13 protein-coding genes and 1 riboswitch are annotated in these 14035 nt (G+C 37.1%); of the genes, 6 read left to right on the top strand and 7 right to left on the bottom strand.

All coding sequences use genetic code 11. The annotated features are described in order from the left end of the window. The first annotated feature begins 165 nt into the window (after nucleotides 1-165). Nucleotides 166-1755: a carboxypeptidase-like regulatory domain-containing protein gene (locus KPC_RS11225; protein WP_121974471.1), complete on the top strand. Its 1590-nt coding sequence runs from the start codon at nucleotides 166-168 to the stop codon at nucleotides 1753-1755. A 125-nt stretch (nucleotides 1756-1880) separates the two neighbouring features. On the opposite strand, the gene KPC_RS11220 is transcribed toward KPC_RS11225, so the two are convergent. From KPC_RS11220 to KPC_RS11190, 7 genes are all read right to left on the bottom strand, one after another. Beyond that, nucleotides 1881-2264, bottom strand: a complete 384-nt coding sequence (locus KPC_RS11220; RefSeq protein ID WP_121974470.1) for an MmcQ/YjbR family DNA-binding protein — start codon at nucleotides 2262-2264, stop codon at nucleotides 1881-1883. An 11-nt stretch (nucleotides 2265-2275) separates the two neighbouring features. Then, nucleotides 2276-2893, bottom strand: coding sequence for a L,D-transpeptidase family protein (locus KPC_RS11215; RefSeq protein ID WP_121974469.1), 618 nt, complete (start codon nucleotides 2891-2893; stop codon nucleotides 2276-2278). Nucleotides 2894-3048: 155 nt separating this feature from the next. Continuing rightward, nucleotides 3049-4491 (bottom strand): protein adenylyltransferase SelO, encoded by a 1443-nt coding sequence (locus KPC_RS11210; protein ID WP_121974468.1) that lies wholly within the window; start codon nucleotides 4489-4491, stop codon nucleotides 3049-3051. Between the two features lie 163 nt (nucleotides 4492-4654). Beyond that, complete coding sequence (locus KPC_RS11205) at nucleotides 4655-5821, bottom strand: acyl-CoA desaturase (RefSeq protein ID WP_121974467.1); 1167 nt, start codon at nucleotides 5819-5821, stop codon at nucleotides 4655-4657. 376 nt (nucleotides 5822-6197) lie between these two features. Beyond that, complete coding sequence (locus KPC_RS11200; protein ID WP_121974466.1) at nucleotides 6198-6920, bottom strand: glycerophosphodiester phosphodiesterase; 723 nt, start codon at nucleotides 6918-6920, stop codon at nucleotides 6198-6200. A gap of 92 nt (nucleotides 6921-7012) precedes the next feature. Beyond that, nucleotides 7013-7591, bottom strand: a complete 579-nt coding sequence (locus tag KPC_RS11195; protein WP_121974465.1) for a cob(I)yrinic acid a,c-diamide adenosyltransferase — start codon at nucleotides 7589-7591, stop codon at nucleotides 7013-7015. Between the two features lie 93 nt (nucleotides 7592-7684). Then, nucleotides 7685-9514, bottom strand: a complete 1830-nt coding sequence (locus KPC_RS11190; protein WP_121974464.1) for a TonB-dependent receptor plug domain-containing protein — start codon at nucleotides 9512-9514, stop codon at nucleotides 7685-7687. A 37-nt stretch (nucleotides 9515-9551) separates the two neighbouring features. Continuing rightward, a riboswitch (cobalamin riboswitch) is annotated at nucleotides 9552-9767 on the bottom strand. Between the two features lie 112 nt (nucleotides 9768-9879). Here KPC_RS11190 and KPC_RS11185 point away from each other — a divergent pair. The 5 genes from KPC_RS11185 (at nucleotide 9880) to KPC_RS11165 (ending at nucleotide 13820) form a co-directional block, all read left to right on the top strand. Beyond that, nucleotides 9880-10572 (top strand): phosphoribosylanthranilate isomerase, encoded by a 693-nt coding sequence (locus tag KPC_RS11185; RefSeq protein ID WP_228212241.1) that lies wholly within the window; start codon nucleotides 9880-9882, stop codon nucleotides 10570-10572. Then, a complete protein-coding gene (gene trpB, locus KPC_RS11180; RefSeq protein WP_174507448.1) occupies nucleotides 10532-11776 on the top strand; it encodes a tryptophan synthase subunit beta in 1245 nt (414 codons plus the stop codon). Before KPC_RS11185 ends, trpB begins: the two co-directional genes overlap by 41 nt. A 204-nt stretch (nucleotides 11777-11980) precedes the next feature. After that, complete coding sequence (locus KPC_RS11175; protein ID WP_121974462.1) at nucleotides 11981-12703, top strand: CPBP family intramembrane glutamic endopeptidase; 723 nt, start codon at nucleotides 11981-11983, stop codon at nucleotides 12701-12703. An 18-nt stretch (nucleotides 12704-12721) separates the two neighbouring features. Further along, a complete protein-coding gene (locus tag KPC_RS11170; RefSeq protein ID WP_121974461.1) occupies nucleotides 12722-13231 on the top strand; it encodes a DUF1543 domain-containing protein in 510 nt (169 codons plus the stop codon). A gap of 40 nt (nucleotides 13232-13271) precedes the next feature. Further along, the gene (locus tag KPC_RS11165) at nucleotides 13272-13820 is read left to right on the top strand and encodes a GNAT family N-acetyltransferase (protein WP_121974460.1); all 549 of its coding nucleotides are present in this window, start codon (nucleotides 13272-13274) and stop codon (nucleotides 13818-13820) included. The last annotated feature ends 215 nt before the right edge of the window (nucleotides 13821-14035 follow it).

Raw genomic sequence — 14035 nt, 5'->3', positions numbered from 1 at the left:
ATCAAATAAATATTTGATTTATATGTATTTATTTTTGTTTATTTGTTCTATGATAAATGCTGAGTAAGAAAGTAGTTCTTTCTTCAAGGTTTGTTTTGTTCTTAATTCTGGATGCCGTTTAAATGAAATTATAGTTAAAACTTATTTGAATTTGGAGTGGTTATCATGAAAATTGGTTTGAGTACAAGTTTAATTTTTATGTTGAATATTCTATTTATGACGACTTTAGGAGGGTGTAATAGTGAAAGTAATACAGCTGAGAACCAAGATTTAGAGAGTGAAATTACTAATATAGGTGATGGAAATGGAGGTGAAGCTACTTTAACGCCAACAGTTGTAAAAAATGTAGAAAAAATCCAGGTGCTGGATGTAAATAATTTAGTCTTAAAAAATGCCGAAATAAAATTACTTTCGGCTGATACATGGGGAAATAATGCAGTAAAACAGCCTTTAGGCGCTGATTTCCCTGATAGTAGTGTACTCCCGTCAGCAGAAAGCTTTTCAAATGTATCTGCAATTAAGATGAATCAGAATCAGTATTTTGAGGTAGGATCATTAAAAGCTGGAACTTATTACGTGCAGGTTATCGTTGGAAATGAATCGATTATTTCTGCTTTTTCTATCAAGAATTCTAACACAAATAATGTTATGACTTTTAACGTTAGTCTGAGTTGTAGCGATATTGATTGTAATGATAAAGCTAATAAAGTTAATGCAATTATTGGTACTTTATCTGGGCAAATCATGGTTCAAGGCAAACCTTTTGCAAAGGCTCAAGTATCATTGTCAGGTGGTGATATGACAAATGGTGCTTTTGTCAGTGGAATTACTGATGCAAATGGCTATTTCAATTTGCCCATCAATACTATAAACAAATTTGCAACAGCTCTTAAAAGTTCAACCTTAAAAATTACTGCTCCAGGTTATAAAGATCAAGATATTGAAATATATGTAAATTCAGCAGGATCAATTGGAAATCAATTTACCATGATTCCTGATTCCACGATTTATAAAACGATTTGGAGTGAGACTTTTGATTCTCAATCTACAACCCGAAACTTGTGGACTAAAGCTGATACAGCTGAAAATGACGTGCAATGGAATTTATTGACCAATGGTCATCAAATACTAAATACAGCATTGAATAAATATGTTTATGCTGCACCCAATGATCAGGGTAGTGGGGCGGTTATTGAGCCTTTGCAAGGAAATGCAGCTTATTGGTATGGGGAAAAGAGTAAAGGAAACTATCTGGGCGTACAAGACATAGAAAATTCAAAAGCATTTGATGGAGGGCAGGCAATAGAAGCAAATTATGGAGAGTTAATTTCTCCCGCAATCGATCTGAGTAATGTGACTCAACCTATTAGTTTGACATTTAAGAGCTGGTGGGAAATTGAATCGTTTAACCCAAATCAAAAGGGTTTTGATTTGATGGATATTCTAGTATCCACAGATGGTGGCAGTACATACCACACATTAGTTCGATTTAATCCATTGTCAGATCCACAAACGACTCTTTCCAGAGAGGCTATTCCTTTTAGTAATACGGGTTATAACTTGGCACCTATAGCATTACAGCAAGAACCAATTTCTTTAGATGAATATGTTGGTAAGAAAAATATTCGTTTGAAATTTAAGTTTAAAACAGTTGATCAAAGTCATAATGCTTTTAGAGGCTGGATGATTGATGACATCAAGATTCAACAGCTTCAAGGTACATTCCCATTGTACGAAGCTTTTTTAAATAATTAATGTAAAGTCTGTAATATTAGGATAGGGACATCCTAATATATGAAAATGGTTATGCTATATATTTTATAAGAAATAATAGAAAATGGAACTTAAGGAAATGAAAGAACATTGATCTATTCTTTAAATTATTTGGGTAGTTGAGCAATTATTTTAAGCACGTTTTGTTGTTTTTTATTGAGTTTGCTGGCAACCAAATGATAAGAATCATACACCAGATCCTTAATCAAATCAGGATGAATATCCTCACCCGCATATATTGAAATCCAATGACGTTTATTCATATGGTAGCCACTGGTGATAGATGGATAAAAATCTCGTAGCATTTCAGAGCGATGAGGATCTATTTTTAAATTAAGTAGCTTTTGACCATAAACTTCGGTACTTAATAAAAACATTTTATCCATTACCTTATAGACATCTGTCCCTGAACCAAATGGGGTGCACAGTTCGGAGGCAGGAAGTTTAGCGGCTATACTTTTGGCAAGTTGCTGTATTTGTTCACCGTTCATGTTTATTCTCATTATGGATAAATGATTATCGGAGTTTTATCATCAACCAATTTCCAGATTTCATCAATATCGATATTACGTACCGCAATACATCCTAAAGTCCAGTCACCACGTGGAAGATAATTCATCATTTCTGGAAGTTTTGATATTTTTGAGGTTGTTGAGCCATGAATCATGATATTGGCTCCTGGAGATACGCCACGCTGTTTGGCTTGGGCTATATCTTGAGAATTAGGATATGAGATATGCAAAGATTTATAAAAAGCACTCTTTGGATTTCTCCAGTCAATGCTATAGCGTCCCTCTGGTGTTTTACCATCCCCCTCTTGTTTTTTATGTCCAATTGGGGCAAAACCTAAACGGACAGGATAAGCCCGTATAATATGTGATTCACTTAATAACTCCAGTTTCCGTTCAGACTTGAAAACACGGATTTCTGTCACTGGTGTCTGCTTTCGCAGTTTTATGATTTCTGAGTCTGAAAAAGATGAGAAGGTAATTTCAGAATTGGGGAGTGAAGAGGAGGTGAAATAGGATGTTGGAATAAGGTGTGAATATTTAATACAAATTAAAATTCCAGAGATACTGAGTATAAAAAGAACCAGTAAAAAGAATATTTTCTTGTTCATATTGCGATAAAAAGATCTGATTTATATTATTGTCTAATGTTTGTACAAAATGTAGCAAGATGCAATGTATTATTTGAGAATTGGATCTTATCCTGTGGATAAACACAAGTTTATCCACAGAAAATGTGTATAACTGTGGCTATTTAATAGAACGATTATGATGAGCAACTGACCGTGACTTCTGCCATATCATTTGGGAGCGGAGCCAGATCTTGTTCGGTTTCTCGTTCTGGCTGGGGTGTAAATGGGGTCGAAAGAAGTTTAAATAGACGATCTACCTCTGAAAAATCACCTTTTTCAGCAAGTTCGATTGCTTTTTGTGCCATATGATTGCGTAAGATATATATAGGATTTACTTTTGTCATTTTGATCCCAAGCTCATATATATCCTGATTTGCGCGAATATTGTCATACTGAGTCAAAAATGCATCAAATTGACGGGTATCCAGACAATCATCTTTCAGTGCTGTGTATTGTTTATTTTGTAATCGGACAAAACTTTGAGTGTAGTCCAGTTGCTCACTCTGTAAAATTCTTAAAAATGCCATACCACAGTCAAAACTCTCTTTGTGAAAATCTGGTAATCCCATTTTTTGGCATAACCCCATTTTATAATGCTCTAAGAATGTAGTCTCAAAGTGTTCTAGACACTGTGCTAACTCTTCTTTAAATTGTTCTTTTTCTTCATTTGCAACAAGTGGAATCAGGTTATTTAACCATACCCATAAGTTCCAGTGCGCAATACTTGGTTGCTGTTGATAAGTATAGCGACCATTATAGTCTGAATGATTGTTAATCCAGTTCGGGCGAAAGCGTTCCATAAATCCATAAGGTCCAAAGTCCAGTGTGGAACCTGTTATATTGAGATTATCAGTATTCATTACACCATGTGCAAAACCGACCAATTGCCATTTTGCAATCATAATAGCGGTATTTTGAATAACTTTAGTTGCGAATGCCAAAACGGGTTTTTCAGCTTTTAAACATTCGGGATAATGCCATTCGATACTTTTTTGTACAAATTCTTTAAGCAATTCGGGTGCATATTGATTAATCCATTCAAAATGTCCCAGACGAATATGACAATCCGAGCTCCGTAGCATCATAGCGCCAAGTTCTAGCTGTTCCCGCTGTACACCTTGAGAGGATGTTGTAAAACCAACGGCATTGCTTGATGGTACACCTAGAGCATTTAAAGCATGGCCAGCTAGATATTCCCGAATGACGGAGCGCAGTACGGCACGACCATCACCCATACGTGAATAAGGAGTTTTGCCAGCACCTTTTAGATGTAAGTCTATTATCTGCCCATGCTGATCGATGATCTGTGCAATGAGTAGCCCCCGACCATCACCCAGTTGTCCAGCCCATTGTCCAAATTGATGCCCTGCATAAACCATTGCAAGTGGAGGGAATTCGTCAAAAGTTTTTTGGCCACTACAAATTTCAACCCATCCGGTTTTATCTTGCTCATCCCAGTTAAGTTCATCCGCTAGGGCTTCATTGAAATGACCAGCTGTTGCACCAACAAGGGGAACAGGCATTTGATGATGGTAGAGCTTTGAGTTGAGTGATGAATAGCGAGGATTAAATTTCATGGATTGGGCTAAATGTTAAGACTTCATATCCAATATAACAAAGTTAGACTACAGTTTCGAATATCTCGACTAAACAACTCAACTTTTGGTGGCAGTAAAAGTTTGTAAAAATAAATAAAACAAAAGCCCCTTAAAGGAGCTTTTGAAAATAAACAGATGGGTATTAGTCAGAAACAACATTCTTTTTAATATTTCTCATGAGTGTTTCTAAGCGCTCACGATGGTATGAAAGTTTTTGTTCTAAAAGTTGGAAATCTACTTTGAGTTTAACGTCCTTTAGATGAAGTTTTTCAGCAACAGAAGCTTTTTTGGCTTGTAACTCTTGCTCTTTGAGTTTAGCCCAGTCATTTAAGGTATGAGTAAATGCTTCGTATTCTTGAGCAACGCGTTGTTTCATTGATGCAATATCAGCATTGACATCATGACCATAGACAGCCAAATCCTGTTCAGCGTATTTAAAACGCATCGCCAATTCCGCTTTTTTAATATTGAAGCTTGGAATACGACGCAAGTTTTTAGCCAAACCTACTTTTGAACATGACCAGATAAGCCATTTGGTTGGATCATATTGCCACCATTTTACACCATTACGATAATCGTATTGGAAAATGTGATGGTAGTTATGATAACCCTCACCCCAAGTTGCAATTGCTAACCAGAAGTTGTCACGCGCAGTATTTTCATCTGTGTATGGACGTTTGCCCCACATATGACATAGAGAGTTAATAAAGAATGTTACATGATGGCTAATGATCAAACGTAATAGGCCACCAAGCAGAACAACACCCCAAAGATCGCCTACAGCCCAACCGATTGTGCCTAAAATCGTGACATGAACTAAAATCACTAGAGGGACATAATACTTGTGCTGGAACATTACAAGTTTGTCATTTAGCAAATCAGGTGCATTTTTAAAATTTGGTTCAGCCGCAGGGTAATCACGCAGCATCCAGCCTAAATGCGCATACCAAAAGCCTTTGTTGATTGAATATGGGTCTAAATCAATATCATCAACGTGACGGTGATGCGTACGATGACCTGAAGCCCAAAACAAAATGCTATTTTGCATTGCAAAAGTACCACCAATCATCAGGATGATTTTAAGAGGTAAAGATGCTTCATAAGCACGATGCGCCCACAAGCGATGGTAGCCTGCTGTGATACTTAAACTACTAAAACCTAACAATACGAAAAGGCTGATCCAGGCAGCTAAACTAAAATCGTGATGATAGGCATAAAGAGGAATAGAAATAACAGCAACAATGGGAAGAAAAACTAGTGCAAAAATTGCAATCCAGTTAATTGGGGCTTTGGGCAAGGGAGGATTCATCTCCAGCAGCACTCCTAAAAACCTTTAAAAGGTTAGAAAAACGAAAGCATAGCTTCAGTGTTTTTTAGGCTATACGTTCGATGATATTAGCATGAGAGAACAAATGTTCACTAGTATTATTTTACAGTTGTATTGATTAAAAGAGTAACAGTTTTCAACAAGATGTTAATTGGTTTTATCGAAAACTAAGACAACTTAATCAAGTAGAAACGATAGCTCCTGTAATAGGTAGCATTTGGGATCATAAAAAGTTCAAAGATTAAACTTTTCTTGAGTTTATCTATATTTAGTGAACATTTTATGAATATCACGTTACATTGATATAATTTATCTCTACCTCAGGGTAATCAGTTAAAAACACATATTAATGAAATTATTAGCCTTGTTTAAGTTCTCTTTGCATGAGACTTGGAAAATCGGTAATCAGCCCTTGTATTCCCATATTACGTAGATGTTTTGCTCGCTCTACCTCGTTAACTGTCCAGACACTAATATTGAGCTTGGCATCCTGAGTGGCTTTGAGTATTTCATCTGTTGCAAGCTGGTTCATCCAGCCAATTTGACAACATCCGAATGTTAAAGCCTGCTCAATAGCGGCAAGACCTAAATCTTCTTCAATTAATAAGCCACGTTTAAATAACGAGTTTTGTTTTTGCAAAGCCTGATGAATTTTAAGATCGAAACTGGTAATCACAGCCGTATTTTCAAAGCCTTTGAGTTGTAATTCCAGGTTTTCAACGAGTTGTTCAGCTTCTGCTTGAGAATTGACGGCCTTAACTTCGACTTCTAAATGTTCAAAGTCATGCATGATTTCCAAAGCTTGGCTCAATTTAGGCGTGGTTTCGAACGGTTTCCAGTCTAACCAGATTGCAGCCTGATCGTAAGGTCCTAGTTCTTGGCTAGAACAACCATAAACGTTTTGATTAATGCCAGTGGTACGAATGAAATTATCATCATGCATGATGATGAGTTCATGATCTTTGAGCTGTCGGACATCAAATTCAACCGCGCGAATTCCTAAATCATGGATGTATTTGAATCCACCCAATGTGTTTTCTGGTGCTTCGCCACGAGCGCCACGATGTCCGATGATTCTCATTTTCGAGATTGATCCTTATAGATTATTGTGAGTATTTACAATGAAGTCTAAGCATTATCCGTGATAATCGGAGGAGTTTGTAAGGTTACTTTTTAAATCGTTTTATTAATATTCTTTTGCCAAAGGACTTCACTACCGCCTTCTGCACGTTGTAGTGTACGCGATGCAACAAATAACCAGTCTGAAAGTCGGTTGAGGAGTTGTAGTGCGGTAGGTTGGATGTTCTGGTCTCGTGTGTGAACAGTCATGAGGCTACGTTCTGCCCGACGGCAAACAGCCCTTGCCTGATGTGCATAACTACAAGCGAGTGTTCCAGCAGGTAAAATAAACTCTTTAAGCATCGGTAAGTCTTCGTTGATACGATCAATCTCTTTTTCCAGAAATTCGATGCATACAGGTTGAAGCATAGTATAGTTAGGAATACAAACTTCGCCACCCAAATCAAATAGCCAGTGCTGGATTAGACTCAGGCTTTTGTCCCAAGTTTCTTTGTCTATAATTTGGCTGGTTGAAATTTGAGATCGGAGTACGCCAATAATGGCATTGAGTTCATCAACATCTCCCAGTGCATGTATACGTAAGTCATCTTTTGCAACACGTGAACCATCACCAAGTCCTGTAGTACCTGCATCACCAGTACGGGTGTAGATTTTACTTAAACGGTGTCCCATAAGTATTCCTTAATATTGGATGGTTTAATTTGATAAAAGGAAAATGTCCTGGTTATGACATTTTCCTTTTACTAAAAATATATGTTGTTAAAACTAATAAGAGAAAGTAAAACCAATAGTGGCTAAACGATCACTTGCTATGTAATAAGAGTTAAGGTCATTTACCGCTGTTTTGTAATTTACATCACCTAAGTTACGGATATTTGCAAATGTTTTAATATTAGGGTTAATTTGCCAATAAGCATTCATATCAATTGTGGCATAACCTGGCACAGAACGAGTATCGTGAGCACGACCTTTTGCAACGAGAGATGTAGTTAGACCATAAACGCCATTATCCCAACCTAGGCTTAAATTAAAATTCTGGCGCGGACGGTTCGGTGTGTCTTCATCTGTATTGTCATTTTTAGACCGAATATATGCATATTCTGTATTTAGGAACCAGTGATTCAATTGCCATTTAAATCCTAGTTCAGCTCCAGATAAGGTTGCTTTATCAATATTATAATACTTCCATTCTGTTATAGCAGATGAAACCATCAAATTATCAATTTTTGTTTGATAGATTGAACCATAGAGATTCAAGCCATAGTTAAATTTCTGATCAAAGCCTAATTCATAAGAAATACTCTTTTCAGGTTTCAGGTCTGGATTTCCCCCCCACCAAGATGGCTCAGTGATAATTTGACCAACGACAGGAGCTCGAAATGCGGTTCCTACATTAGTATAAATACTAGTAGTAGGAGTTATTAGTAATCTTCCCGCCAATTGACCAACAGTGTGGGTACCAAATTGCTGATTATCTTCAACTCGAATGCCTGCTTGTGTACTTACTCCATCTTTTAAATATTGGTGTTGTAAGTAATAACCTAAAGTTTCATTATCGCTACTAAAATTACCAATATTTTCGGCTTTGGTATTATTGAACTGAGTACCAAATAGAATATTTTGGTTAGGAGTAAATTGCCATTTTAAATTTGAATCGATTTCTTGTTGTTTCGTATTAAGAATAGACGGAAAAGAACCCTTTACAACATTATATTGGTCTTCGAATTGAGAAAGTCGCGTATTCCAGACCAAATTGTTAGTAAAATTAAATCTAGCTTTTAAATTATATAGGCGATTAATGAAATCATAGGCTTCTGGAGCACCATATGAAAAATAATCACTATGCCCCTTATTTTCTTTTATTTCACCAGAAAAACCGAAACTTTCTTTTTCCATACCTATTTTTGCAGAATAGCCTTTTTGATCAAAACCTGCTTTACGATCAAGATTACTAATGATCTGGTCACCATCTGTTTCAAATCTTTGGCCACGTATTTGGGCATAATAACCATCCTTTATAAGATCAGCCCCGATGATAGATTTATAAGTGTTTTTTTCACCAGTCTCGATTGTAGTAAACACTTTATTTTTAGTTGGAGTTTGAGAAATAAGTTGTATTACTCCTCCTATTGCATCTGTTCCATACTGAACTGAAGCAGGACCTTTTAAAATTTCAATCTGTTTAATGTCAGTTAAGTCAAACAAAGGGATATTAGTACTTGCAACTGTCGCTATATTCGACCTCATACCATCATTTAGAAACAATGTATGAGAAGCATTTGCACCACGAATAAATACAGAAGCTGTTTGACCATATCCCCCTGTTTGCTTCACAGTCAACCCAGCCTCTTTACTTAAAAGATAAGGGAGATCAGCAATTGGGGACTGCTGAATTGTGCTTTCATCAATTACAGAAATGCGTGCTGGAACATTTTCAATTTTTTCTTCAGATTTGGAAGCCGTTACTACAATTGTTGAAAGTTTTGCTGCGGTATCTTTAGACGGCGTTTGATCATCGGCAAAGGCAGCTGAAGTAAATCCCATCGCAATCGCGATAGCGCCTACGAGCGTCGTAGGTTGAAATTTGATAGACATGTTTTGCTCCATACATTCACTACCCCGTGAATGATTGAGTTAGAGGGCACAACAAGCTGGTCTCCGGACTTGAATATAATATTGATATTCTCAATATTTACATATCTACCTTCCCGCATAATGCAGTGGTGTAAGCTGGCTATAGGCTTGGCTTAAAATGATATGATTTTCGTTCTTACCGTTGCGGGGGCAGTGCTTGATTTACACAAGCTTCCCAAAAGCAAAAGCTTTTACTTATTGCAATATTGGGCGAAGTATAATTCGAGAATTATGTATAAACAATGTAAAACGGATAATCCTGCTGAACTTTCACTAAATGATTAAAAATTGATTTACAATAATTGCCCCTGATTTTATAAAGCGTAATGACGCTCCAACTTGAGTTATCACAGATGCGAACTCGTACCAAAATTTGCGGACTTACACGCTCACAAGATGTTAAAGCAGCAGTAAATGCAGGTGCAGATGCAATAGGCTTTGTTTTTTATGAACCAAGCCCCCGAAATGTGAGTATTGAGCAAGTTAAAGAACTGGTGAAAGATATTCCACCTTATGTGAGTATTGTTGGGTTGTTTGTAAATGCAAACGCTGAAGAAATCAAAAAAGTATTAGAACAGGTTCCTCTGGATATTTTACAATTGCATGGTGATGAAAGCCCATCTCAGTGCAAGGAAATTGGACAATATACAAAACGTCGTTGGTATAAAGCTATTCAGGTTAAAGCAGATCTGGATGTGGTTGGTGAAATTTTGCAATATCAACAGGCAGGTGCAAGTGCTATTCTACTGGATGCCTGGCATCCTGAACTGAAAGGGGGGACAGGGCATCAGTTTGACTGGTCGAAATTTCCAAAACTTGATGTCCCTCTCATATTGGCAGGTGGTTTAAAACCTGAAAATATTGAAGATGCAATTCAAATGACCAAAGCCTACGCTGTCGATGTAAGCGGTGGCGTAGAGTCTGCAAAAGGTATAAAAGACCAACAACTCATTGAACAATTTATGCAAGGAGTCCAACGTGGATCAGCAAAATGTGAATCAAAACAGTCAGGTAATTGACTATACCCAGTTCCCAGATGAACACGGACATTTTGGTATTCATGGTGGACGCTTCGTTTCTGAAACACTCATGGCGGCGTTGGAAGATTTAGAAAATCTCTATAACCGTATGAAGACTGATGAAAAGTTTTTAGCAGAGTTTGATCGTGATCTAGCCTATTATGTAGGACGTCCTAGCCCACTTTATTATGCTGAGCGGTGGTCTCGTGAGTTGGGTGGAGCACAGATTTACCTCAAGCGTGAAGACTTAAACCATACTGGCTCTCATAAGGTTAACAATACGATTGGTCAGGCATTACTTGCCAAACTTTCAGGTAAAAAACGTATTATTGCTGAAACTGGAGCAGGTCAGCATGGTGTTGCGACAGCAACCATTGCTGCACGTTTAGGTATGGAATGTGTGGTTTACATGGGGGCTGAGGATGTTAAACGCCAAGCCATGAATGTTTACCGTATGCGTTTACTCGGTGCGAAAGTTGTTCCTGTTGAAAGTGGCTCGAAAACACTGAAAGATGCGTTGAATGAAGCAATGCGTGACTGGGTTACCAATGTGGATAGCACCTATTATGTGATCGGTACAGTTGCAGGTCCACATCCATATCCACAACTTGTTCGTGATTTCCAATCCATCATTGGTCGTGAAGCACGTAAACAGATCCTGGAACAAGCAGGTCGTCTACCTGATGCTTTAGTTGCATGTGTTGGTGGTGGTTCAAATGCAATGGGTTTATTTTATCCTTTCTTAAATGATCAGGAAGTGAAAATTTACGGTGTTGAAGCTGCGGGCTATGGCATTGAAACAGGTAAGCATTCAGCACCGTTAAATGCTGGTCATGTTGGTGTATTGCATGGTAATCGCACTTATCTGATGTCGGATGATCAAGGTCAGATCATTGAAACGCATAGTATTTCAGCTGGGCTAGACTATCCTGGTGTGGGACCAGAACATAGCTTTTTAAAAGATATGCATCGTGTGGACTATGTGCCAATCAATGATACAGAGGCTTTACAAGGCTTCCGTGATTTAACCCTTATCGAAGGGATTATTCCAGCACTCGAAAGTTCACATGCGATGGCATACGTGACAAAACTTGCCCCAACCATGTCTAAAGACCAGATTATTATTGCGACTGTTTCAGGTCGTGGTGATAAAGACTTGATGACTGTTGCACGTATTGATGGCGTGGAAATGGTTGATATGTAAATTTTCGATCTCTAAAAGAAGCTCCAGATAGGGGCTTTTTTATGTGCTTTGTGCAGAGAAATACAGGATTTTGATAAAAACTATTTTGAAATTATGGATGTAGTTTAACTTTAGATATTTTTTAAAAATTTTACATAAAAATTATAGAGTTATCATCTTCGACTTAGGACAATAAGTTTTTTTGATTTTTACTATAATCTGATTATGACTTCATTTGTACAACGAGTACGCGCAGAAAATTTTCCAGAAAAAATTGTTTGGACAATGCGTGATACTTTTGCAATTTTGATTCTTCCATTCATTTTTCTAAATACTTATGTTTTATCCTTTTTTAATCTATCTCAGATCCATATCGGATTAGCCGACTCTATTTTTAGGGGAGTACTGTTTGTACTGGTCTGCATTCTTTATAAGAACATGCTCATCCAGCATTGGAAATTTTTTAGAGCCGCATTCTGGCGTTCTTCGTTGTTAGTGATTATCGGTGCAATTCTTTTACAGGTTGTTATTTCAGTGACACGTCAGTTTTTGCCTATCTCGGGAAGTGATACCACAGAGAACAGCATCGACATACAAGATATAGCATTTTTGAGCTTGTTGATTGTGAGCCTAGGGCCTTTGTTTACTGCGTTATTAGAAGATATTGTTTTTCGTTATACCTTATTACATAAGTTGTTTATTCAGCCTTTAATCTGGCGGATTATTCTGGTCTTATTGAATTCTATCCTATTTGGACTGATTCATTACCATAACTTTGATGGAAATGTGATTGCAACGATCAGCTTTATGGTCGCAGGTTTATTTTTAAACTTAATCTATTTATGGACAGGTAATATCTGGCACGTATTGCTTATCCATTTCTTGAATAATGCAGTGTTATCATTAGGAGGCATTATTTTATTGAAAATAGTGTCTGTTTTATCTTGAAAATAAGGATCTAGCCCAATGCCAAGTCTGTTTATCGTGATGCTCGGTGGTCGTCATGCCAAAGCCAATACCGAAGTCCATGATGTTGTTGTCGCGGTGGGGGACACTTTGCAAGAAGTATACCCACAGTTAAAACAGGCTTGGTTTGGTGAACAACGGGGATTGCATATCGATGCATGGGCACAGATCAATGGAGTTGAGTTCGAAAATAAAAAATATCAGTTACATTTTACTGAAACATCCAACCAGTCTGAACAAAAACTTTTTTTGATTAATCTCGGTGGCTATGATGCAAAGGAATTTGGAGAGTTGCATCGTTATGTTCTGGTTGTAGCACAAAATCCACTAGTTGCTAAAGAGAAAGGTAAGCAATATTTTGCCAAGGGATGGTATAAACCTCATACAGACAGTGTTTTGGAGGTGGACGATTGTATTGTGATTGATCAGGTTTCTGGACGTTTTGTGCACTTGGTTGAAGGTGAATTTACAGCAAACAGTTGGGAGAATACTTACCTGCAAGTGGAGTAAATTTTGTAAACTGCATGATAAAAAATAGGGGGATTGAATAATGAAAATAGAGTTTATTCCCGAATTTCAAATTTCTTTAGACGATCAACATCAGATCTCAGAACTACTTAAACAATGTTTTCCAGAAGAAGATTTTAAGGGGAGGACTTATTTTAGGCAGTTACCCCATTACCGTCTATTGTTAAGAGATAAAAGTCGGATTATTGGACAACTTGCTGTAGATTATCGTGTGATGGTTTTAGATCAGATTCCAATCAAGGTTATTGGTGTGGTTGACCTTGCGGTGTTAACTCAATATCAAAAGCAAGGTCATGCATCCAGTTTGCTTCAGGCGCTGGATGAACTTGTTGATCAATCCAAAGTAAATATAGATATCATTTTACTTTGTACGCGGTACCCTAAATTTTATGAAAAATCTGGATTTGTAGCAGTGTCCAAGCCACAGACAGTACGGTGGCTTGCAATGGACAATCATGTAAATCATGGCATAAAAACTGAATTGATAACTGATGATCTTATGTATAAAAAAGTAGGAGATGTAGAATGGAAGGATCATTCAGTTCTGGATATGTTGGGATACTGGTATTAATAAAATATATTAATAGGTTGTTGTGCTGAGCTTATTTTACAAGTCGATATGTTCAACCTATAGAGCAGATTCAATGGTTCTAAAATTATTATAGTAGACAATGTGTTGATTTTAAAATGGATTAAAAATGTTAATCAAAGGGAATTATAAAAACCAGCTTATTTAAAATAGAGATAAGCAATTGAAAAAAAAATAGAGATAAGCAATTGAAAAAA

The organism is Acinetobacter stercoris (genome assembly GCF_900323515.1).
Taxonomy (GTDB): domain Bacteria; phylum Pseudomonadota; class Gammaproteobacteria; order Pseudomonadales; family Moraxellaceae; genus Acinetobacter; species Acinetobacter stercoris.
Note: the sequence above shows the minus strand (reverse complement) of the source record. Positions and strands in the feature narration are given on the sequence as shown.